The sequence below is a fragment of the Actinomadura sp. NTSP31 genome, assembly GCF_041951385.1.
Classification (GTDB): domain Bacteria; phylum Actinomycetota; class Actinomycetes; order Streptosporangiales; family Streptosporangiaceae; genus Spirillospora; species Spirillospora napierensis.
In genome coordinates this window covers 196,246-218,010 of record NZ_JBGNUT010000016.1, presented here as the reverse complement: position 1 = coordinate 218,010, position 21,765 = coordinate 196,246, and the positions used below count along the sequence as shown (strand labels likewise).

22 protein-coding genes are annotated in these 21,765 nt (G+C 71.7%); 12 read left to right on the top strand and 10 right to left on the bottom strand.

Annotated elements, in window-relative coordinates:
- Positions 1–27: 27 nt before the first annotated feature.
- Genes ACA514_RS26975 through ACA514_RS26945 form a run of 7 tightly spaced genes read right to left on the bottom strand, consistent with a single transcriptional unit; the run spans position 28 to position 6,895 of the window.
- Positions 28–1,119, bottom strand: a complete 1,092-nt coding sequence (locus ACA514_RS26975) for an alcohol dehydrogenase catalytic domain-containing protein (RefSeq protein WP_375044032.1) — start codon at positions 1,117–1,119, stop codon at positions 28–30.
- A gap of 5 nt (positions 1,120–1,124) precedes the next feature.
- On the bottom strand, positions 1,125–1,853 hold the full coding sequence (locus tag ACA514_RS26970) for a dienelactone hydrolase family protein (RefSeq protein ID WP_375044024.1): 729 nt from the start codon (positions 1,851–1,853) through the stop codon (positions 1,125–1,127).
- Positions 1,850–2,812, bottom strand: a complete 963-nt coding sequence (locus tag ACA514_RS26965) for a TAXI family TRAP transporter solute-binding subunit (protein ID WP_375044023.1) — start codon at positions 2,810–2,812, stop codon at positions 1,850–1,852. Before ACA514_RS26965 ends, ACA514_RS26970 begins: the two co-directional genes overlap by 4 nt.
- Positions 2,809–4,383, bottom strand: coding sequence for a bifunctional 3-(3-hydroxy-phenyl)propionate/3-hydroxycinnamic acid hydroxylase (locus tag ACA514_RS26960; protein WP_375044031.1), 1,575 nt, complete (start codon positions 4,381–4,383; stop codon positions 2,809–2,811). The genes ACA514_RS26965 and ACA514_RS26960 overlap by 4 nt, the downstream gene beginning before the upstream one ends.
- A 20-nt stretch (positions 4,384–4,403) precedes the next feature.
- Positions 4,404–5,090: a class II aldolase/adducin family protein gene (locus tag ACA514_RS26955; RefSeq protein WP_375044022.1), complete on the bottom strand. Its 687-nt coding sequence runs from the start codon at positions 5,088–5,090 to the stop codon at positions 4,404–4,406.
- Entirely contained in the window at positions 5,087–6,067 is a 981-nt protein-coding gene (locus ACA514_RS26950; RefSeq protein WP_375044021.1) for a hypothetical protein, read from the bottom strand. The genes ACA514_RS26955 and ACA514_RS26950 overlap by 4 nt, the downstream gene beginning before the upstream one ends.
- A gap of 12 nt (positions 6,068–6,079) precedes the next feature.
- Positions 6,080–6,895, bottom strand: coding sequence for a fumarylacetoacetate hydrolase family protein (locus tag ACA514_RS26945; protein WP_375044020.1), 816 nt, complete (start codon positions 6,893–6,895; stop codon positions 6,080–6,082).
- Positions 6,896–7,032: 137 nt separating this feature from the next.
- Here ACA514_RS26945 and ACA514_RS26940 point away from each other — a divergent pair, with 137 nt between their 5' ends.
- Complete coding sequence (locus ACA514_RS26940) at positions 7,033–7,527, top strand: VOC family protein (protein ID WP_375044019.1); 495 nt, start codon at positions 7,033–7,035, stop codon at positions 7,525–7,527.
- Positions 7,528–7,572: 45 nt separating this feature from the next.
- Here ACA514_RS26940 and ACA514_RS26935 read toward each other — a convergent pair whose 3' ends face one another.
- On the bottom strand, positions 7,573–8,367 hold the full coding sequence (locus ACA514_RS26935) for an IclR family transcriptional regulator (RefSeq protein WP_375044018.1): 795 nt from the start codon (positions 8,365–8,367) through the stop codon (positions 7,573–7,575).
- A 144-nt stretch (positions 8,368–8,511) separates the two neighbouring features.
- On the opposite strand from ACA514_RS26935, the gene ACA514_RS26930 reads away from it, so the two are divergent.
- The 7 genes from ACA514_RS26930 to ACA514_RS26900 all read left to right on the top strand — a co-directional run bounded on the left by ACA514_RS26930 (position 8,512) and on the right by ACA514_RS26900 (position 15,092).
- Positions 8,512–9,423: a TAXI family TRAP transporter solute-binding subunit gene (locus tag ACA514_RS26930; protein WP_375044017.1), complete on the top strand. Its 912-nt coding sequence runs from the start codon at positions 8,512–8,514 to the stop codon at positions 9,421–9,423.
- A 1-nt stretch (position 9,424) separates the two neighbouring features.
- Complete coding sequence (locus ACA514_RS26925) at positions 9,425–10,390, top strand: hypothetical protein (protein WP_375044016.1); 966 nt, start codon at positions 9,425–9,427, stop codon at positions 10,388–10,390.
- Positions 10,387–11,487, top strand: a complete 1,101-nt coding sequence (locus ACA514_RS26920; RefSeq protein ID WP_375044015.1) for an alcohol dehydrogenase catalytic domain-containing protein — start codon at positions 10,387–10,389, stop codon at positions 11,485–11,487. The genes ACA514_RS26925 and ACA514_RS26920 overlap by 4 nt, the downstream gene beginning before the upstream one ends.
- Positions 11,488–11,786: 299 nt before the next feature.
- Positions 11,787–12,497 carry an ABC transporter permease gene (locus ACA514_RS26915; RefSeq protein WP_375044014.1) on the top strand — a complete coding sequence of 237 codons (711 nt, stop codon included), beginning with the start codon at positions 11,787–11,789 and terminating at the stop codon, positions 12,495–12,497.
- Complete coding sequence (locus ACA514_RS26910) at positions 12,494–13,282, top strand: ABC transporter permease (RefSeq protein WP_375044013.1); 789 nt, start codon at positions 12,494–12,496, stop codon at positions 13,280–13,282. Before ACA514_RS26915 ends, ACA514_RS26910 begins: the two co-directional genes overlap by 4 nt.
- A complete protein-coding gene (locus ACA514_RS26905) occupies positions 13,279–14,052 on the top strand; it encodes an ABC transporter ATP-binding protein (RefSeq protein ID WP_375044012.1) in 774 nt (257 codons plus the stop codon). Before ACA514_RS26910 ends, ACA514_RS26905 begins: the two co-directional genes overlap by 4 nt.
- 74 nt (positions 14,053–14,126) lie before the next feature.
- The gene (locus ACA514_RS26900; RefSeq protein ID WP_375044011.1) at positions 14,127–15,092 is read left to right on the top strand and encodes an ABC transporter substrate-binding protein; all 966 of its coding nucleotides are present in this window, start codon (positions 14,127–14,129) and stop codon (positions 15,090–15,092) included.
- Positions 15,093–15,106: 14 nt separating this feature from the next.
- On the opposite strand, the gene ACA514_RS26895 is transcribed toward ACA514_RS26900, so the two are convergent.
- Positions 15,107–16,336, bottom strand: coding sequence for a PucR family transcriptional regulator (locus ACA514_RS26895; RefSeq protein WP_375044010.1), 1,230 nt, complete (start codon positions 16,334–16,336; stop codon positions 15,107–15,109).
- Between the two features lie 337 nt (positions 16,337–16,673).
- Here ACA514_RS26895 and ACA514_RS26890 point away from each other — a divergent pair, with 337 nt between their 5' ends.
- Positions 16,674–17,819, top strand: coding sequence for a PucR family transcriptional regulator (locus ACA514_RS26890; RefSeq protein WP_375044009.1), 1,146 nt, complete (start codon positions 16,674–16,676; stop codon positions 17,817–17,819).
- Between the two features lie 471 nt (positions 17,820–18,290).
- On the opposite strand, the gene ACA514_RS26885 is transcribed toward ACA514_RS26890, so the two are convergent.
- Entirely contained in the window at positions 18,291–19,454 is a 1,164-nt protein-coding gene (locus tag ACA514_RS26885) for an epoxide hydrolase family protein (RefSeq protein WP_375044008.1), read from the bottom strand.
- 122 nt (positions 19,455–19,576) lie between these two features.
- Here ACA514_RS26885 and ACA514_RS26880 point away from each other — a divergent pair, with 122 nt between their 5' ends.
- The 3 genes from ACA514_RS26880 to ACA514_RS26870 all read left to right on the top strand — a co-directional run bounded on the left by ACA514_RS26880 (position 19,577) and on the right by ACA514_RS26870 (position 21,633).
- Entirely contained in the window at positions 19,577–20,176 is a 600-nt protein-coding gene (locus tag ACA514_RS26880) for a TetR/AcrR family transcriptional regulator (protein WP_375044007.1), read from the top strand.
- A gap of 516 nt (positions 20,177–20,692) precedes the next feature.
- Complete coding sequence (locus ACA514_RS26875) at positions 20,693–21,307, top strand: MerR family transcriptional regulator (protein WP_375044006.1); 615 nt, start codon at positions 20,693–20,695, stop codon at positions 21,305–21,307.
- Entirely contained in the window at positions 21,298–21,633 is a 336-nt protein-coding gene (locus tag ACA514_RS26870) for a YnfA family protein (protein ID WP_375044005.1), read from the top strand. Before ACA514_RS26875 ends, ACA514_RS26870 begins: the two co-directional genes overlap by 10 nt.
- Positions 21,634–21,765 lie beyond the last annotated feature (132 nt).

Sequence of the window (21,765 nt, the reverse complement as noted above, 5' to 3'; positions counted from 1 at the left end):
CCGCACCGGGCCGGCCTTCCGGGTGTTTCAGGGATTGACGACGGCCATCCAGATCGGTTCCGTCCGGCTCTGCATCGCCTCGACGGCGCGGTCCGCGCCGGCGAGCGGGTAGCGGTGGGTGATCAGGTCCGCCGCGTCCAGCGCGCCGCCGCCGAGCAGGGCCAGGACGTGTTCGGCGTCGGTGCGGGTGCAGGCGCGGGTGCCGACGACCCGCCAGCAGTTCCTCATCAGCGCCACCATGGGCAGCGTCATCGGGGCCTGGTTGGCGCCCATGTGCACGAGCGTTCCACCGGTGGTGAGCGATGTCGTGGCCTGGAGGGTGACCGGCCCCTGCGGGACGTAGTCCAGGACGGCGTCGGCGCCCTCGGGCAGCAGGCTCCGCAGCGCCCGGGCGAGCCCCCGTCCCTCCTCCCAGCCGGGCGGCAGCTCCTCCAGCGCGACCGTCTCGGTGGCGACGCCGGCGGAGAGGCGGCGGACCGCCTCCAGCCGCTCCGCGCTGCGCCCGACCAGGACGAGCCGCGCCACGCCGAAGTGCCGGGCCAGCGCGATCGTCGCCGTCCCCATCGTGCCGGTCGCCGCGGTGACGACGAGCGTCGCGCCCGGTGCGAGATCGGCGAGCTTGAGGGCGCGGACGGCGTTGGCGAGGTCGTGCACCTTCGCGCCCACATCGAAGCTCACCGCGTCCGGTAGCGGATCGACGAGCCAGTGCGGGACGCGGACGTACTCGGCGAGCCCGCCGTCGTGGTACTCGTCGTACAGCGGCATGGGGGCGTCGCCGAACGCGGCGTGCCCGATCATTGCCTGCTGCGCGCACATCATCTCGCGGTCGGTCCGGCAGTACCGGCACGACCGGCAGGTCAGGTTGGGGTGCACCCGGACGCGAGTTCCGGTCGCGATCCCGGTGACGCGGTCGCCGACGGCCGCGACCGTCCCGGCGGCCTCGTGCCCGAGGGTGGTCGGCAGGTGCCGGAACGCGCCCTGCGCGAGCAGCCGCATCATGCCGGGTGCGAGCCCGGCGGAGGCGACCTTCACCAGCACGTCCAGGGGCCCCGGCTCGGGGACGGGGATCTCGGCCAGCTGCAGCGCGTCGGAGCCGCGGTCGGCCCGCGCGGCGAGCATCGACGTCACCGGGCGTCCGCGGTCGCCGCGGGCAGGTGCCGGTCGAGGAACGCGTGCGTGCGCTCCCACGCGGTCCCGGCGGGGCCGGGCCGGTACATGTGGGGGCGGGCGTCGCAGGCGAACGCGTGCCCGGCGTCCTCGTACACGTGCTGTTCGAACCCGACGCCGGCGTCCTGCAGCGCGGCGTCGATGGCCTTCACCTGGTCGGCGGGGATCGTCGGGTCTTCCGCGCCGACGTGCAGCAGCATCGGCGCGCCGATCGACCCGGCCCGGTCCAGGACGGCGTGCGGGCCCGCCGCGATGCCGGGGCCGTAGAACACGACGGTCGCGGCGAGTCCGGGGATCGCGGTGGCGGCGGTGAAGGCCGCCCGCCCGCCGAAGCAGAACCCGACGACCGCGGTGCGGTCCGCCGCGATGCCCTCCGCGGCGTCCAGATGGTCCAGGACGGCGCGGACGTCGGTGACGATCGCGTCCGGGCCGATCGCGCCGATCAGCGGCATCGCCTCGGCATGCCGGTCATAGCCGAGGGTGGCGACCCCGGCGCGGTGGAACAGGTCGGGAGCCAGGGCCAGGAAGCCGCGCGCCGCGAACCGGCGGGCGATGTCCTGGATGTGGTCGTTGACGCCGAACGCCTCCTGAAGGACGACCACGGCCCGGTCGGCGGGGGCGTCCGGCCGTGCGGTGTAGACCCGCATCGGCCCGTCGGCGGTCTCGACGGTGATCCATTCGGTCATGACTCTCCTTGCGGCAGGGCGTGGTAGTACTCGGCGGCACCGGGATGCAGCGGGACGGGCGTGCGGCCCATCGCCACCGGGTCGAGGGGATAGGTGACCGGGCTCTTCTCCGGCGGGATGTGCCGGTACTGGCGCTCGATGACCTCGCGGGTCTCGCCCAGCACCCACGCGATCGCGTACGCGACGTCGCCCGGCAGGTCGGAGCGGGTCAGCACCAGGAAGTCGGAGAAGTCGAGCGTGCGGAAGCGCGGGCAGCCCGGGAAGCGGCCCTCCTCGACGGTCGCCGCGGGCCAGGAGTAGTCGGTCCACAGGCCGTCCAGGACGTCCTGTTCCACCTCCAGGAAGTGGAGGTCGCCGCCGAACTCCTGCCAGTGCGGCAGCATGACGGCCTCGTGGACGACGGCGTCCGCGCGTCCCGCCAGCACGTGCGCGAAGGTCTCCCAGGGGCGCTCGTCGGCCAGGATCGTCCCGCCCCAGCCGGTGACGTCGACGCCGGAGCGGGTCAGCAGCTCGTGCGCGCCGACGCCGACGTGGTTCTCCCCGTCATGGCCGGACGTCGCGAGCGTCAGCGCGGGCTTCGCCGCGCGCAGCTCGGCGAACGAGGTGATCCCGAGCGTCCGGCGCACGCCGACGACCAGCCGGTCCCGTTGGGGGACGACGCCGAGCGCGCGCAGCTCGGGGAACGCTTCGCCGGCGTACAGGCCGCGGCCGTCCAGGGCGGCGGTGGCGAACGCGGCCGGCGTGGTCAGCGCCACGTCCACCTCGCCCCGCCCCACTGCCCGGACCGCGTCGGCGTAGCCTCGGCTGTTCCAGATCGCGACCCTGGTGTACGGGCCGCACCGGTCGGTGAGCTCCTGGGAGATCCAGCCGCAGACCCGGTGCAGGTTGGCGGCGCCCCAGTCGCCGCGCAGGTGCAGCGTCAGCGACCGGTCGATCTTCGGTTCGGGCGGACGGGTCATGCCGTGCCTTCCATGGTGAAGTAGCCGGCCAGCGCGCCGCGCACCCGCGCGGCGCGGGCGGAGGGGAACACGGCCGCGACGTAGCGGTCGGGCTTGACCAGGACGAACCGGCCGCGCGCGGCGGCCAGCGCGGATTCGAGCCGTCCGTCGGCGTCGGCGATGGCCTGCCGTCCGTCGCGCGGGCGCGGCAGCCGGTCGCCGAGCACGACGTCGATCCGCCTCATCCGCCAGGACCCGAGCGCGTCGCCGGCGCGCTCCCAGGCGGCCGGCGTGACGTCGACGCCGAGCAGCGCGGGGCCGTCGCCGAGGACGTCGTCGAACCGCCGCGCGTGCAGGCCCGGCGGGACGAGCACGCGGGGCTGGGGGAGCTGGGTCCCGACCAGCCGCTCGTCTCCGTGGCCCGTCCGGACCACGACGCCCTCGGCGTGGACGGCGCGCGGGCGGAACCGCATCTCGGTCAGGTAGCGGCGGCTCCACGGGACGAGCAGCAGCGTCCGGACGGCGGTGTCCCGCAGGCGCCCCCGCATCGGGTCCACGGTCATCACCACCCGCCCGAGGCGCTCGGAGAACGCGACGGTCGCCTCGGCGTGCGGGCGCCGCTCGGGCTCGTAGGTGTCCAGCAGCCGCTCGGCGGCGCGGCCGTGCCACACCTCCGCGACCTTCCACACCAGGTTGGCGGCGTCGCGGATGCCGGAGTTCAGGCCCTGCCCGGCGAAAGGCGGCATCATGTGCGCGGCGTCGCCGAGCAGGAAGCAGCGGCCGTCGTGCCACCGGTCGGCGACCACGGCGTTGAAGGTGTAGTTCGTCGCGCGCTCGACCTGCTCGGGGGTGATCGTCCGGTAGGGGGAGACGAGCCTCCGGATGGTCGCGAAGTCGGGCGGGGTACCGCCCTCGCCCTCACCGGGCCGGAGCCGGAACTCGTAGCGGCAGCGGCCGTCCCGCCCCGGCACGATCACGGTGGGCCGGTCGGGGCGGCCGAGGTGCATGCCGTACCGCTCCTCGTGGTGGTCGCCGGTGGTGTCGGCGACCAGCCAGACCTCGCGGTGGCTGGTCCCGGTCATCCCGATGCCCGTCAGCTCCCGGATCGTGCTGCGGCCGCCGTCGCAGCCGAGCACCCGGCTCGCGCGCAGCTCGGTGCGGGCGCCGCAGGAGTCGAGGACGGCGGTGACGCCGCCGGTGGTGTCGGTGACCGCGACCAGTTCGGTGCCGAACCGGATGTCGACGCCGTCCCGGTCCTTGAGGTTCTGCAGCAGGAGGCGCTCCAGCTCCGGCTGGGCGAACTGGTTCTTGAACGGGTGGCCGAGGCGGTACGGCTCCGGGCCGCGGGCCTGGAACAGCGAACGGCCCCTGCGGTCGTAGTAGCGGGTGCCCGTGCCCGGGACGACGATCTCCAGGACGGCCTCGTCGAGGCCGGCGGCCTGCAGGGTGCGCAGCGACTCGTCGTCGAGGCTGATCGCCTTCGCCTCGTCGCTGGTGGCGGCGTTGCGTTCGACGAGGACGACGGGGACGCCGCGTGCGGCCAGCAGGTTCGCGGCGGTCAGCCCCACCGGGCCCGCGCCGACGACGAGCACGGGCGGTTCGGCGGAGGCGGTCACGGGCGGCCGTCCTTGCGTGCGAGGTAGGCGAATCCGGCGTCGAGCTGGCTGTCGGGCCAGCACTCGTCCCGTTTCGCCGCCGCCTCCGCGCCGTCCGACCAGACCCGGATCGGCCCGGCGGCCATCGCCGCCAGCTGCGTCCGGCAGGCCCGGTCGAGCAGGACGGCGTGCATGACGGCCGCCTGGACGGTCCGCCCGGCGGAGACGAGCCCGTGCCTGGGCATCAGCGCGGCAGGTGCGTCACCGAGCGTCCCGGCGAGGGCCTGCCCGAGTCCGGGCGTGCGGACGAGGCCGCCGGTCACGGTGAAACGCGGTACGTCCGCCCCGCCGAACAACGTCCCCTCATGGGATACCGGCAGCAGCGGAGTGTCGAGCGCGGCGAACGCGACGGCCGCCTGCGCATGGGAGTGGACCGTGCAGTGCAGCTCCGGCCGGGACCGGAGGATCTCCAGGTGGATGTGGCATTCCTTGTGCGGCGGGCCGTCCCCGTCGACGACCTCGGCGTCGAACGACACCAGGTGGACGCGGTCGCCGTCGATCTCCTCGAAGCCCCAGCCGGGTGCTTTGATCCAGATGCCGCGCCCGTCGGGGTCGCGGACCGCCGCATGCCCCCAGACCATGTCGGACTGCCCGGCCGCCGCCAGCGCCCGGTTCGCGGCGACCGCGAGGTCCCGCGCCGTCATCGCAGCGCCTCGATCGCGGTGGCGGGCAGCCGCTCGGCCGTCCTCGTCGCCTCGCTGACCTGCGGGACGGGGCGCGCCGACGCGACGGTCAGGTGGGTGCTCGGTTCATGGTGGATCGAGGTGAACGCGATCCCCGCCGGCACCTTCACGAAGTCGCCGGGCTCCAGCGGGACCGTTCCGCGCTGGGTGACGAGCGTCCGCCGCCCGCTGGTCTGGTACTGGATCTCCTCGGCGTTGCGGATCCGGCGGTAGACGCGGCCGTCGGACGCCTCGGCCACCGTCCGCCCGATCAGGACGTGGGACGACCGGTAGAGCCAGGTCGTCCCGGCCGCGTCGCCCGGGCGCAGCACCTGGATCCGCCCGGTCTCGCCCTCGGCCTGCTCCAGCAGGGCCCGCTCGTCGGCCGGGGCCAGCACGATGTCGTGGCCGGGGCCCGCGAGGCACTCGGTGATCATCTCGTTGACCTCGGCGGGCTCCCAGCCCTCGAACGGAGGTATCGCCATCTCCGACGTCCGGTCCGCGGGGACCGCCTCGACGACCGGAGCCGGCACGTAGAACAGGACGTGGATGTCCTCGCGCCCGTAGTTGTCGTGCGCCACGCCGACCGGGATGCGGGAGAAGTCGCCCGGCACCAGATCGACGGTGCCGAACTCGGTCATCAGCGACCGCACGCCCGCGACCTGGAACGACATCTCGTCCACGTCGCAGTTGCGGTGGTAGAACGGCTGCCGGCCGTTCATCGTCTGCCACTCCAGGCGCATGAAGTCGCTCTCGTAGACACCGCGCGGCGGCGCGAACGCCCGCCGGACGTACTCGGCGTCGAAGTGGACGACCTCGATCGGCGGGTGGTCGCGACCCCTCGGGGGACCTCCCGGCGGCGTGTGCGGATCGCCCAGCAACTGCTCCTCGCGCCGCTGGAACAGGCGCGGCGGCGCGTCGAACGGGAAGGCCTCGAAGCTCTCCTTGACGGTGCCCATGGATTCCCCTTCTCAGGCTTCGGCGCGGACGGTGTTGTGCAGCGTGCCGATGCCGCCGATCGTCACCTCGACGACGTCGCCGTCGGCCAGGAACACCTGCGGATCACGGCGGTATCCGACGCCGCCGGGCGTTCCGGTGAGGATGACGTCCCCCGCTTCCAGCCGCGTGAACTGCGACGTCACCTCGATCAGCCGCGGCACGTCGAAGATCAGCCGCTCGGTGTTGGCGGACTGCATCTCCCGTCCGTTCAGGCGCAGCGAGATGTCGAGCCTTCCGGGGTCCAGTTCGTCGGGGGTGACGAGGACGGGCCCGAGCGGCGTGGAGCCGTCCCATGCCTTGCCCTGCATCCACTGGTGGGTCTTGTACTGGAAGTCGCGCATGGTGACGTCGTTGCAGATCGTGTAGCCGAGGACGTGGTCGAGCGCCCGCTCCCGGGGGATGCGGCGGCCGGCCTTGCCGATCACCACGGCCAGTTCCGCCTCGTAGTCGACCTGGGACGACTCGGGCGGCAGCGTGATCGGCGCGCCGTGCCCGATCAGGCTGGAGGCGAACTTCGGGAACAGCACCGGATACTCCGGCAGGTCCCGCCCGGTCTCGGCGACGTGCGCGCGGTAGTTGAGGCCGACGCAGAAGACCTTCCCCGGCCGGGCGACCGGGAGCAGCGTCAGCCCGTCCAGTTCGACGCCCGATTCCGCCGCGGGCGTCCGTTCCAGGTCGCGCACCGCGCGGTCGATCCGGTCGACGCCGCGCAGCCGGTGGACCCGTCTCCCGTCGAGCCGGCCGACCGCTTCGGCTCCGTCCTCATCCTGGTAGGCGACGAAGCGCATCCCACATCCTGTCCTGTGTTTCGAAGCACGCATCCTGCTTTTCGATACAAGCTAGAGCTGGATCGATCGAGGGTCAATGAGCTAGCGTGCTCATTATTCAGGATCACACTCCTGCAAAACAGGACAAGGAGCCGTCCATGGCCATCGCCGAACTAGGACACACCGGACTCTGGGTTGACGACCTCCCGCTGATGCGCGACTTCTACGAGCGCGTCCTCGGCCTGACCGTCACCGACCACGACGACGACATCGGCATCGTCTTCCTCAGCGCCCGGCCCGACGTCGAGCACCACGAGTTCGTCCTGCAGACCGGCCGCACCGCCCCGGCCGGCGCCAAGCAGCAGCATCAGATCTCCTGGCGCGTCGAGTCCCTCGACGACATCCGCGCCTTCCACCGCCGGTTCGCCGAGGAGGGCGTCGAGGTGCAGCAGGAGGTCACCCACGGCAACGCCCTCGGGATCTACTTCTTCGACCCCGAGGGCAACCGCAACGAGGTCTACCTGCGCATCGACCGGGACGTCCCCCAGCCCTTCCGCAAGACCATCGACTTCGGCCTGCCCCCCGAGCAGATCCACGCCGAGGCCGAGCGCCTCCTCGATGACGGCGGCCCCGCCTACCGCCCGGTCCAGTAGCCGCGCCGACGGCGCGGCACGCCCCGTGTCGCGCCGCCCGTATCGCTAGGAGTCGAGGATCTTCAACCGCTCGCTGATCCGTGCGGCGGCCCCCTCGACCGCGTCCCTCACCTGCGGCACCCGCTCGTCCGGCACCCGGTACGACAGCGCCGCGACGCTCACCGCCGCGACGACCTCGCCGTCGGTGTCGCGGATCGGCGCGGCGACGCCCAGCACGTCCGCGTCGAGCTCGCCGCGCGACACCGCCGCCCCGGCCGCCCGGATGGCCGCCAGCCGCTCCCGCAGCGCGGCGGCGTCGGTCAACGTCGCGTCGGTGAACCGGGGCAGGCCGCTCTGCTCGACGACCTCGGCGACCTCCTCGTCCGGCGCCCAGGCGAGCAGCACCAGCGCCGACGCGCCCGCGTTGACGGGCAGCACGTGCCCGCGCTCGTAGGACAGCCGGACGGGGTGGTCGGCCTCCTCCCGCTCGAGGCAGACCACGGTCGCGCCGGTCCGGCGCGTCAGCAGCACCGCCTCGCCGATCCGCTCGGCCAGCTCCCGCATCACCGGCCGCGCGACCTCCGACAGCCCGATCCCCTTGCGGGCCAGCCGCGCCAGTTCGAACACGCGGGGCCCGAGCCGGTACCCCGCCGGCCGCTGCTCCTCGATGAACCCCGAGGACGCCAGGCTCTGCAGGTACCGGTACGCGGTCGACCGCGCGACCCCCAGGTGTTCGGCGACCTCCTGTCCTCCGACCACCAGCCGGGTGTCGTCGAACAACAACAAGATGTCGAGGGCGCGGTCCGCGGTGGAGTTCCGCTCGCGATACCCGCTGGCCCGTTCCGAACGCTGTCCTGCCATGCAGGAAAAGGTACATGAAAACCAGGTCCCCACTCGGCCGCCCCGGCCATCGCGGCAACGATCGTCGGGTGTCCCGTTATGCAGGACGCTAGTCATGAAATGTGGGACAGGCTAGGGTGTCGGGACCCTCGCAAGGAGAGCACAGTGGTCGATATCAAGCTTCTCTGCCCCGGCGGCAACTTCACCAGCGTCGGCAGCCTGCTCGCGCACGGCCTGGCCCGCGGCGGGCTGCCGCACGGCTCGACGGTCTCAACGGTCACCGGCACCCCGTACGCGGAACTGGCGTCCAACGGCCCCGACCTCGTCAGGCAAGGGCGCTACCAGATCGCGATCACCACGCCGGCGTGGCATCTGGCCGGGCAGGAGGGACTGCGCACCCTCGCCTCCTTCGCGCACGACGACCAGCTGGTGCTGGCGGTGCGCAAGGAGCTCGGCGTCGCGAGCCTGCACGACGTGCGCGAGCGGCGGCTCGCGTTGAAGATCTCCATGCCCACCAGGGAGTCGGGACATCCCGCGGCGGCCGCACTGGAGCAGCTGTTCTCGCTTTACGGCTTCACGGTCGCCGACCTGGAGTCGTGGGGCGGCCGCATCCTCCACGACCGGCCCAAGTACCCCAACTTGCCGGAGTCGGTCCCGGTCGATCCGTCCTTCGACGCCGCCTTCGACGAGGCCGTCATGACCTGGCGGTGGAAGCGGATCAGCGAGACCTACGACCTGGACTACCTGCCGATCGGGACGGACGTCCTCGCCCGCTGCGCCGAACTCGGAATGCGGCCGGGGGTGCTGCGCAAGGGGCGGCTCCGGGGCGTCGAGCGGGACGTCCCGACGATCGACTTCTCCGGCTGGATCCTGTACTGCGGCGAAGACCTCCCGGACGCCACCGCCCGCATGGTGCTGGAGGCGCTGGAGGAGCAGAAGGACCAGATCTCCGCTCGGTTCACCGGCCCGACCGCCGCGATGACCAGCCCGATCGACATGCGCAGCCTGCCACTGGACCCGCCGGTTCCGCTCCACCCGGGCGCGGCGGCCTTCTACGGGGAGAACGGATACCTCTGACATGGGCATCGTGCAAGAACACCTCGACACCTTCCCCTTCACCGGACCGCCCGTGGTGCTCGAACGCCGGGAGGAACTGCTCATCGGCGAGCCGCTGCCGATTCGCGCCCGCGCCCTGCGCGACCACGATCCGATCGAGGCCGTCCATTTCAGCCCCGAGTACGTCGACCGCGGCCGCACCCATCCCCAGGGCCTGTTCCAGAGCGACGCCCTGCGGATGGAAGTCCAGACGATGACGGGCCGCCAGGGGTTCTACCACCGCAACGCCGACGTCGAGGAGTTCTCCTACCAGGTGACGGGCCGCCGGGCGCTGATCAGCGAACTCGGAACGATCACCCACACCGCCGGCGACCTGTCCCGCATCCCGACCGGCGTGGCGCACGACAACCTCGGCGACGGCGACATCCACCTGCTCTTCTACAGTCCGGGACCGGTCGTCGAGCGCATCCCCCCGACGCGGGTCGCCGAGTACCTGCAGACGCCGTTCCCCGGCTGGGCGCCCGCCGTCCAGAACGAGATGATCACCGAGATGCGCGGCGGGCGGGGCGAGGGGATCCACGTCGCGCCCGCCGACGAGCGGCTCCTCCTCGACCGGGCGAAGCGCACCGACGCCCGCATCCACCTCGTCCGCTGCGCCCGGACGGCCTGGCTGTACGAGACGCCGCGGATCCTCATCGGGCAGGTCGTCGCCGAGGCGTCCGACGGGCGCGTCTACCGCCGTCACCTCGACGCCGACGAGATCCAGTACCAGGTGGAGGGCACCCGGACCCTGGTGACGCAGCGCGGCGCGGTCGACCTGGTCCCCGGCGACTTCGTCCGCATCCCGCGCGGTGTCGCCTTCACCGGAGTCCATCCCGGACGCAGCGTCCACCTGGCGGTGGCCACGGCCGAACCCATGCCGCAGGTGGCCGAGGCGGCGAAGAAGGCCCGTGTCATCACCCCGGCCGAAGTCGAGGCGTTGCGATGACGGGCATGCTCGCGGTCCGCGTCCGGGAGGGCTCCCTCGACCTGCACCTGGAAAGGGTGCCGGTGCCCGCGCCCGGACCCCGTGACGTGCTGGTGAAGGTCGCTTCGGCCGGCCTCGCCCCGAGCATCACCAAGCACTTGGCGCGCGGGCGGTTCACGCATCTGCCCAGCACGCCAGGGCACGAGGTGGCCGGCACGGTCGTCGAGGCCGGGGCGGACGCCGACCGGTCGCCGGTGGGGACGAGGGTCCGGGTGCACCCCATGCTGTCGTGCGGGTCGTGCCGCTACTGCACGACCGCGCGGCAACAGATGTGCGCGCAGGCCGCGATGATCGGCAACGCCGCCTTCGGCACCGGGCCGATGGAGCTGTACGCCCGCTACCACGACGGCGGGCTCGCCGAGTACGTCCGGGTCCCCGAGTGGCTCGTCGATCCGCTGCCCGAACACGTCGGGTTCGACGTGGCCGCCAAACTGCACGAACTCGGCAACGCCCATCGCGCGCTGAGCGAGGCCGGGCTCCGCCCGGGGGGACGCGTCGTCGTCACGGCGGCGACCGGTGCGATGGGCACCGCGACCGTCAAGCTCGCCGAGTCGTTCGACGTGGGCGAACTGGTGCTGGTCGGGAGATCGGCCGCGCGGCTGGAGGCGGTGCGGCCGCTGGCCGGCCCGGTGCCGGTCCGCACGGTCGCCCTGGAGGAGCTCGCCCCCGACTGGGCGGAGACGGGGGCACTGGCGGGGGAGCTCCGCGACCTGCTGCCAGACGGGGCGGACGCGGTCCTGGACTACCTGCCCGGCGGCCCCGGCACGGCCCAGGCGATGGAGGCGCTGGCGGCCGGCGGGGCCCTGGTCCACATGGGCGGCAGCGGCGAGCCGCTGCCGTTCCCCATCCGCGTCATCATGACCCGGTGCTGGCGGGTCGTCGGGACCCGCGGCTGCACGCGCGAGGACACCGCGGCCGTGCTCGGCCTGCTGGCGGCCGGGCGGCTCGACGCCGACGAGCTGATCACGCACCGGTTCGCGCTGCACGAGGCCGCCGAGGCGATGGCGGCCGTCCTGCGGCGCGCCGAGCCGATGTGGATGGCGGTCGTCAACCCCTGACACCGGCCCGCCGGGACCCGGTCGGCCGCTGCGCCGATCGGGCCTCCGGCATGCCGGAACGGCCGGTGAGCCGCCCCGGGGCGCCCGCGACGAAGTATCTGATTTTTAGGACATCAGTCTTGACTTGCAGGACACAATCATTGAAGCTCGCTGTGACCTGCAACACCTCGTGGGAGGAGCCTCCAACGTCCAGACAACACAGCCCGGCGGCTGCCCTGAGGCAGTGGAGACCGGCGCACCCGATCGGGCCGAGGGCCCGCGCCGCATCGCGGGGCGTCATCGGTCTGGCCTCGCTGGCGGTGCTGGTGCAGACGCTGTCGTGGTGGGGGCCGCGCAAGTGGGGTGTCCCCGGACTCGGCCACCTCGCCTCCGAGGTCGGCGGGCTCGTCTCCGCGCACGGCTTCCCGACCGCCGTGCTGGCCACCGTCGTGGCGGTCGCGCTGGCGGTCGCGGCCGGGCTCGCGGCGGCCATCGTCATCGGCCTCACGTTCGGCACCAGCCGCCTCGCCCACCGGGCCTTCGGATTCCCCCTCGAGATCCTGCGGCCCGTCCCCGCCGTCGCCTTCATCCCGCTGGCGATCCTGGCGCTCGGCCAGGGCCGCACCATGGAGGTGGCGGTCGGCGCCTTCGGCTGCTGGTGGCCGATGCTGTTCAACACCATCTACGGCGTCGGGCAGGTCGACTCTCAGGCCCGTGACGCGGCCCGCGTCCTGGGCTGCGGGCGCCTGACGCTGCTCACCAGGGTCGTCCTGCCCTCCATGCTGCCCTTCCTGATGGCCGGCCTGCGTACCGCGGCCCCCCTCGCTTTGATCATCGTCATCGGCGCCGAGTACCTGGCCTCGGCGGGACGGGGGCTCGGCGGCGTGCTGATCCAGGCGACCTCGACCGGCGACATCGACGTCCTGTGGGCCACCGCCGTGCTCACCGGCATCCTCGGCATCCTGATCGGCGCGGTCGTCGCGCTGGCCGGGCGGCTCGCCTGCCCCTGGGCGACGGAGCGGAACCGATGAGGCGCCTGCCCGGCGCCCTGATCGGCGCCCTGGTCATGGCCGCGATCCTCACGGTGTGGCAGTGGTGGGCCACCGCCCGGCCGGTCTTCTTCCTGCCGGCACCGTCGGCGATCTGGGACCGGCTGCGCAGCGACTGGCTGTCGGGGACCACCGCGCACCTGTTCGTCTCCGGAACGGCCTGGTCGGCCATCTCCCAGACGTTCCAGACCGCACTCGGCGGATGGCTCATCGCCTCCTGTGCGGGGATCGTCGCGGGCGCAGTGATCGGCGCGGTGCCCGCCGCCCGCGACTACACCGGCGCACCCCTGCTGCTGCTGCGCAGCACCCCGCCGATCGTGGTGGTGCCGCTCTCGATCGCCGTTCTCGGCGTCGGGACCGCGATGCACCTGACCGTGGTCGTCTTCAGCTGCGTCTGGCCCGTCCTGCTCAACACCGCGTCCGGGGTGGCGGACATCGAACCGCTGCAGGTGGACGTCGCCCGGCTCCATCATCTCGGTCCGGTCAAGCGCTTCTTCCGCGTCCTGCTCCCCGCCGCGAGCCCCAAGATGTTCGCGGGACTGCGCGTCGCGATGTCCCTGGCCATCGTGCTGTCCGTCGGCTCGGAGATGTTCGCCGGCGCGGGCGGCCTCGGCGGCGCCGCCCTGCAGGCGCAGAACACCTTCGCCGTCCCCGCGCTGTGGGCGACCCTCACCGTCCTGGCGCTCTTCGGCGCGCTGTTCAACGCCCTCTTCCTGGTCATCGAGAAATACGCCCTGCGGTGGCACGTTCTAAGGAGCACCCAGTGACGACCCCTCCCGTTCTCGAGGTCAAGGGACTGGAGCACCGTTACGGGACCGGCGCCCGGTCGCACCAGGCGATCGCCGCGATCGACTTCGCGTTGCGACCGACGCGGGCGATGTCCATCGTCGGCCCCTCCGGTGCGGGCAAGACCACCCTGCTGCGCTGCCTCACCGGCCTCATCACGCCGACCGGCGGTACCGTCAGCTTCGAGGGAACGGCGATCCGCGGGATCCCCGAAGGCATCGGCGTGGTGTTCCAGGACTACAGCCGTTCCCTGTTCCCCTGGCTGAGCGTCGTCCGGAACGTGGAGTTCCCCCTGCGCGGCGCCGGGCTCGCCAGAGCCGAACGACACCGGCGTGCCCGCGAGGCGCTGTCGATGGTGGGCCTCCCCGACGCCGCCAGGAAATACCCCTGGCAGTTGTCCGGCGGGATGCAGCAACGCGTGGCGATCGCCCGGGCACTGGTCACCGAGCCCCGGCTGCTCCTCATGGACGAGCCCTTCGCGTCGGTGGACGCCCAGACCCGCGCGGACCTCGAGGACCTGGTGCTCGCCATCCGCGCCGACACCGCCACCAGCATCGTGGTCGTCACCCACGACATCGACGAGAGCGTCTACCTCGCCGACACCGTCCTCGTCCTGTCCGGCAGCCCGTCGCACGTCATGGCCACCGTCTCCGTCGACCTCCCCTACCCCCGCGACCAGGTCGGCACCAAGCGCCTCGACGACTACCTCGACACCCGCGCCAAGATCTACGACCTGATCCGCAGCACCTGATCCCCCCGCACCCGGAACAGAACGACTCCGGAGTGCCCGTCGTCCACCCCATCACCGCACTTTCCGGAGCCGTCATGCGTTCTGTCCGCCATGCCCGCACCGTCCCGGCCCTCATCGCGGCCGGACTGCTGATCACCACCGTCCCGGCCTGCTCGTCCGGCTCGTCCGGCAGCGGTTCCGGCGGCACGGCGAAGCTGAAGATCCTGGTGTCGCCGCAGCCCAACGCCGCCCCCATCTACATCGCCAAGCAGAAAGGACTGTTCGCCAAGCACGGCCTGGACGTGCGCATCATGGCCGGCCAGTCCGGCTCGTCCATCGTCGCGGCCCTGCAATCGGGCGGAGCGAACATCGGCATGGTCAACTACGTCACGGTGTTCTCCGGCGCGTCCCACGGCTTGAAGCTGAAATTCGTCGCGCAGTCCCGGGTGGGGCAGGCCGGGGCCGACGGCATCTTCACCAGGAAGGGCAGCGCGATCCGCTCCATGACCGCCCTGAAGGGCAAGAAGATCGGCGTGCCCGGCACGGGCTCCGTCGCCGACCTGGTCGTCGACCTGCGGCTCGCCGAAGCCGGCGTCAGCCCCAAGGACGTCGAATACGTCCAGGTCCCGGTGCCCAACGCCCTGTCCTCGCTCGACAACGGCCAGGTCGACGCCTCCTGGCTCACCGGGACCCAGGAAAGCCGGGCCGGCACGGCGGGCAACCCCCGGATCATCGACGCATGGGCGGGCGGCGCCGCCGGGTTCCCGATCGCCGGATGGGCCGGGACGGACGCCTGGATCAACGGCCACCGCGATACCGTCGCCGAGTTCCGATCCGCCTTGAAAGAGGCCTCGCAGCTGGCCGAGAAGGACCCGGAACTCGTCCGCGGCACACTGCCCACGTTCATGCACCTGTCCGCTGCGCAGGCAGCGTCGATCGCCATACCCACGACCTGGGCGGTCGACAACGATCCCGCCGCCATGAAGCGTGTATCCGACGCGATGACCAGATTCGGGTTCCTCGACAAGCCGATCCGGCCGGCGGACGTCCTGACGCCCTGACGACCGGCCCGCGATCAACGGCGCGGAGCGAGCCACGCGCGCAGCGCCAGATGGAATTCCAGCCGTTGCGCCGGGTCGTGCAGGTCGTCGCCGAACAGAGCCTCGAGTTGGCGGACGCGGTAGCGGACGGTCTGGGCGTGCACATGCATGCGGGCGGCGACCTCGGTCGCGTTGAAATTGCCCTCGATGCAGAACAGGAACGTCTCGACCAGCTTGTCGCGGGCATGGGCGCGCGGCGAGCGCAGAAGCGGGCGGAGTTTCCGGTCGACCAGCAACGAAGCCAGCTCCGGCGACCGGCCCAGCATCGTCAGCGGAATGTGGTCGACGGCCGCGATCGGCAACGGTGCCTCGATGACGCCCTCCTGCGCGAGCGCCAGAGCCTGCCGTGCCAGCCGCAGTGACTCGGCGCAGCGGGTCACCGGCACGGTCGGGCCGACCGCCGCGGCCTGCCCGGTCAGCGCGGTGTCCACGGCGCGGCGGCGTCCCGGGCCGTCCGGGTCCGGGACGATCAGGCACGGGTCGTCCAGGTGGAGGCCGCGGAGGACGTCCGGCGGCAGGGCGCGCCGCGCGCCGAGGCCGCCGCCCGCCTCCGCCAGCGCGACCGCCGCCACCGTCCGCGGCATCGGCCAGCCGCAGTCGGCGGCGAGGAAGCGGACCTGCGAGAGATCGGTGCCGGGTTCGATGATCTTTTCCAGCAGCATGCGCCGCTGCGACCTGAGATGCCCGGCCTGCCGGGCGCCGCTGTCGGCGTGGCCGTCGGCGGCCGCGGAGGCGAGTTGGTCGAGGTACCCGAGCACCGCCTGCGTCATCCGCACCACGGTCGCCGAGGTGACGCCGGCGTCCAGCCGTTCCGCCTCCTCGGTCAGCCGCCGGACGGCGACGCCGGCGGCGATCCTGAGCGCGGCCTGGAACATCTCCAGGTGGCGGCCCCTGCGCGCCTCCCCGGCCCCGAGCCTGCGGAAGTGCTCGGTGATGGCGGCGGACGGCAGGCCGGGGTCGCCGAGCAGTCCGACGAAATGGCCGATGGCCCATTCGGCCGTGAAGGCCGGCATCCCGGCGTACCGGGCGTCGTGGGTGCGCAGGTAGCCGGGCAGTTCCCGGTCGATCTCACGGACGGCGTCCCGGGCGATGCCGGCGACGTGCCGGTGCAGTCCGCCGAGCAGCGCGTCCTGGTCTCCGATGCTCGCGACCGAGGCCGGGAGGACGGGCGTGCCGAGGGCGGAGAGCCGGGCCGGAAGCGACATGGTGGTCCTCGTTCGAGGGTCGGTCGACAGGGTTGACGTCCATTCGATGCCTGGCGGCGACCGGGGCGGGCGTCGGCGGACCGGACGCAGGCCTACGGCCCCGGCACCCGGCGGGCTTCGGCGTTCCGCTCCGCGGCCGCGGCGTGGACGCCGTGGACCCGGTGCCGCGAGGCACGCCCGCCATCGCGGCGGCGAGCAGGGGGAGGCGGACGCATGAGAGCTCCTCGGGACGGACGGGCCGACCGAACGGCCCGGTGTGACGAATGCCCAATTTGCCAGCTTCCGGGACGCTTGGCTGTGCGCATCCGCGGCAATTCTGGCGTGGAAGAATTGGGCAATGTCCCGAATCGAGGACCAGATGACGGCGCGGCTGGCCGAGATCACGCGTGCCGCCGTCGACCGCTGCGCCACCGAGATCCCGTTCTACCGGGCGCTGCCGCGCGATCTGCTCGACGGTGAGGTGCACCGCGCGTTCACCGAGACCACCCGGCTGATCGCCAGGACCCTCAAGGACGAGCGCGTCCCGGACCCCGTCGAGCTGACCGAGATCATCGACTGGTCCGCGCGGCGCGCGGCGGACGGACTGCCGCTGGACGCGGCCATCGCCGCTTACCTGGTCGCCACGATGACCGAGTTCGAGCTGCTGTCCGAGGGGATCGACGCGCTCGAGCTGCGCCGCTACGCCGTCCACTCCCTCCGGTACCTGGCGAGCGTCCTGCCGGCGGTCGCCCTGGCCCACCTGCACGAGCAGCAGCAGATCGAAGGCCAGCGGCGCGACCTGCGGCGCGACCTGGTAGCCGCCCTGCTGGCCGGCGAACCCGCCGCCGAACTGGCCGAGCAGTCGGGCGTGACGCTCGCGCCCGGCTACCTCGTCGTGTTGCTGCGCCTGGCGCCCGGCGAGTCCGACACCCGCCGCACGATCCGCCGCGTCCAGTCCGCGTTGGACGCCCACCAGCAGGCCGACGTGCTGACCGCGCTCACCGCCGACGGCGGGACGGTGCTGCTGCCCTGGGCGCCGGACGCGCTCGAGCGGTTGCCCGCGCTGCTCGGGCGGATCGGCGCGGCGACCGCCCGCCCGGTCACTGCCGCCGTCGCCGCGGCGGACACGCCGGCCGCCGTGCCCGACGCACTCGGCGAGGCCGCGGAGGTGGCCGACCTCGTCCATCGCCTTCAGCTGCCGCCGGCCCTCTACCGGCTCGACGACGTCCTGCTCGAATACCAGCTCACCCGGCCCGGCCGGGCACTGACCCGCCTCGCCGCCAAGCTGGACGCTCTCGCCCGCAACCCCGTCCTGCTGGAGACGGCCCGTACCTTCGTCCGGCACGGCCACAACCGCAGCCGGACCTCCACCGAACTGCGCATTCACCGCAATACGCTCGACTACCGCCTCGGCAAGATCGCCAAGCTGACCGGTCTCGACCTGGCCGACCCCGGCGGGATGCGGCTCCTGGACGCCGCCGTCACCGCCCATGCGCTGCTCTGACGGGTCCGCCGCGGCCGGACCTGCCGGAACGGGACTAAGGGCGGGACGATCCCATCCGGGTGATGGCCCCCGACGCCCCCGCGTCGAGGGCCATCGCCCGCCCGCGCCGGAGACCGAACACCGTCAGAGGCCAGGGAAGCGGGCCTAAACCAGGGGGCTGCGCCGCCCAATGCAGTTGCTTCAGCTGGTTCGTGTGGGTGGCTTGGCGGCCTTCGTTGCGGGGCCACGATCACGCGCGGCGAGGATGGCGGTCAGGTGGCTGGGGGAGCAGGGACCTTCCGCAAGAGGTGTCAGCTTTTGAGGGTGGCGGCGCCCTGCTCACCGAGTGCGCGGGCCTGGGCGTCGTGCCGGTTGAACAGCTTCTTGCGTGTGCCGAGCTTGCCAGGCGGGCGAAGGTCGCGTTGCAGCGCATGTGCACCAGCACCGGCAGTGCCTGGCGGCCGGGCCGAAGCGCACGCTCGCGCGTTGGCGTCAGGGGCGAAGGGGGCGCAGGCCAGTGCGGATTTCGTTGATCAGGATCTCGGGCTGTTCCAAGGCCGCGAAGTGCCCGCCCTTGTCGGCCTCGCCGTAGTGGATCAGATTGCTGTAGGTGTCTTCGATCCAGCTTCGTGGCAGCCGTGGGATGTCTTTCGGGAAGACGGTCACGGCGACCGGAAGTGTCAGCTTCGGGCCGGCGAGAGTGGCCGATCTGTTCTCCCAGTAGATGCGGCCGGACGACGCTGCGCTGTTGGTGAACCAGTAGAGGGATATCGCGTCGAGCATGTCGTCCATGCTGAGGGCGTCCTCGGCGAGCCCGTGGTTGTCGGTCTTGGACTGGAACTTCTCGTAGATCCAGGCCGCCTGACCAGCGGGGGAGTCCGCCAGGGCGAATCCGACGGTCTCCGGCTTCGTGCCCTGAAGGTGGTTCGACCCGCCGAGATCGCCGGTGTAGAGGGCGAGGGTCTCCACGGCGTGGCGCTGTTCCGGCGACAAGGTGTCGGGTATCTGTGCGGGAAAGGCGTACTGGGTGTTCAGGTGGATTCCGAGAAGTCCCTCGGGTTGCATGGCCCCGAGGGCGGTGGTGATGACGGCACCCCAATCGCCGCCTTGCGCGGCCCATCTGGTGTAGCCGAGACGCTTCATCAGCTCCGCCCACGCGCTTGCGATGCGCGATACGGTCCACCCGGTCTCCGTGGGCTTCTGGGAGAACCCGAACCCGGGGAGCGACGGGACGACGACGTCGAACGAATCGGCGGCGTCTCCTCCGAACGAAGCCGGGTCGGTCAGCGGGCCGATCAGCTTCAGGAACTCGACGATCGAGCCCGGCCACCCGTGCGTGAGTATCAGCGGCATCGCGTTGGGATTCTTGGACCTGACGTGGATGAAGTGGATGTCGAGCCCATCGATCTCGGTCAGGAATTGGGGGAAGCGATTGAGTTCGGACTCGAAGCGCCGCCAGTCGTAGCCGTGCTCCCAGTAGTCGACCAGAGATCTGGCGTTCTCCACGCGAACCCCTTGCGACCAGTCGCCCACCGTTTCCGGATCCGGCCATCGCGTTCTGGCCAGTCGCTGCTTCACGTCGTCGATCTCCGAATCCGGGATCGAGACGGTGAACGGGCGGACGAGGGCCGAGGTCTGCGGCGTCGGTGCGGTCATGCCTTCTTCTCCTGAGCTCGAAGCAGTGTGCGACTCTCCGTTGCACACTGATGTGCAGCCTACTTCTTTGCACACCAGTGTGCAGTGTGATTCATTGCACAGTGGAGTGCAACAATGGTGTCGTGCCCACCGAGTCCTCCCGTGCGCGCTCGACGAACGAGACACGCGATCGCATCCTCGACGTCGCCCTCGACGTGCTGGGCGAGAACCCCGACGCCGGGATGGGTGACATCGCCTCCGCTGCCGGCGTCGTCCGCCGCACCGTCTATGGCCATTTCCCCTCGCGCCTCGACCTGGTCCGGACACTCACGGAACGGGCCGTCACCGAGATGACGGCCGTGCTCACCGAGGTCAACGCCTCCGACGCGGAAGCGGACGCGGCGTGGGCCGACTTCATCGCCCGCCTCTGGCCGGTGGCGCACCGGTACCGAGTGCTGCTGGCGCTGCGCCGTGGCGAGTACGGCGAGGCGATCCACGGTCTGCTCGGGCCGGTCGACGAGCTCCTCGCCGACCTCGTGAAACGGGGCCAGGACAGCGACGTGTTCGCACGGCACCTGCCGGCGGGCATTCTGAGCCAGGTCGCCTACGGCGCCGTGTTCGCCATCGCCGACAGCGACCGGTCGAACGAGACCCTCGGCGCCCGAGCAGCGACGATCACGAGCCTGCTGATGCTGGGAGTTCCCGAGACGCGCGCAATCGCCCTCGCGGGCGACCAGTCCTGACGCGCGGCACTCGAGCGGAGCCGCGGACCGTCCCCGGCATCCCCTGACACACTGGGAAGAACAACACAAGCGTCCTCCGGCAAGGCAGGCAGTCATCCGGAGTCGCTCGGCCGGGGACGCTGGCTGCGCCGACGTCCGAGCGTCCATCGCACGACGCCGAAGAGCCCTCCGGCAATCATGAGCGCGCCTGGACCTGCCGTCGGCTCCGTCCACCACAGCACTCGGCCGGTGAGCAGAACGACCCCCGCCACCAGGTCGAGGACCGAGACCACGGCGACAGTCCGAGAGAGAGCGAAGGACTTCCTACGAAGACGGCCCTCAGAGTCGTAAAGCAAACGGTCGTCGAGGCGCATTAGCGCATCCCACAGCCGTACCATGCCTGCCTCCTAGGCCGAGGCACACGTAGCATAACCCCCCGCCGCGGGTGTCGATGGTCGTGAAAATGCAGGTTCGGGACGGCTCGAGCAGCGCAAGGGCTTGACCTTCGAGCAGGCTCGAAGGTTTACCGTGATCACTATGGATGACCTGCGGATTTCCCAGCTCGCCGAACGAAGCGGGGTTCCGGCCACAACGCTGCGCTTCTACGAGACCGCGGGTCTGTTGCCTGCGGGCCGGACCCCTGCCGGGTACCGCGTGTACGACGAGACGGCTTTTGAACGGCTGAGCTTCATCCGTGCGTCCAAACGACTCGGCTTGCCACTTGAGGAAATCGCGGAACTGCTCCAGGTCTGGGAGGACGGGTCGTGTGCCCAGGTCCGCGCCGAACTGCGGCCGCGCTTGGCAGGCAGGATCGCCGAAGCCGAGCAGCGCGCGGCGGAGACGGCCGGGTTCATCGCCACCTTGCAGGGCGCGGCGAACCATCTGGACGCACTACCCGAGCGGGAAGGGCGATGCGACCCGCAGTGCGGGCCCGCCGAGCGTGTCGGGCCGGTAGCCGAGCTGGCGGCCGCCGAGCAGCGGTGCTGCCCCTTCTTCGACTTCCGCCTGCACCTCGCCGAGGGCGTGGTGCATTTGGAAGTCCGCGCGCCCGGCGACGCCGCCGACCTGCTGGACGAACTGTTCGCGGACCCGGCCGGCTCACCCGGAAAGCCGCACTGCACCACGGACGGGGGCTGCTCACCGTGCTCGTAGTTCGTTCGATCGCCCTGTTCCTCCTCGCGGCGCTCTTTGAGATCGGTGGGGCGTGGCTGGTCTGGCAGGGTGTACGCGAGCATCGCGGATGGGCCTGGATCGGCGCCGGGATCGTTGCGCTCGGCGCTTACGGCTTCGTGGCGACAGGGCAGCCGGACGGACACTTCGGGCGGGTGCTGGCCGCCTACGGCGGCATCTTCGTAGCCGGTTCGATCATCTGGGGAGTGATCGCCGATGGTTACCGGCCCGATCGGTACGACATCGCCGGAGCCGTCATCTGCCTCGTAGGGATGGCCGTCATCATGTACGCCCCGCGCCACCGCTGAACACCCGCCGAAAGCCTCAGAGCAGCCTCCCAGGTGAAGAAGGGGCGGTCGCGGTGTTCGCTGCCTCACCAGGCAGATATGCTCGGCGACGATATCGGATTATGTTGCGTGACCCCTGATTTCTGGTTCCTT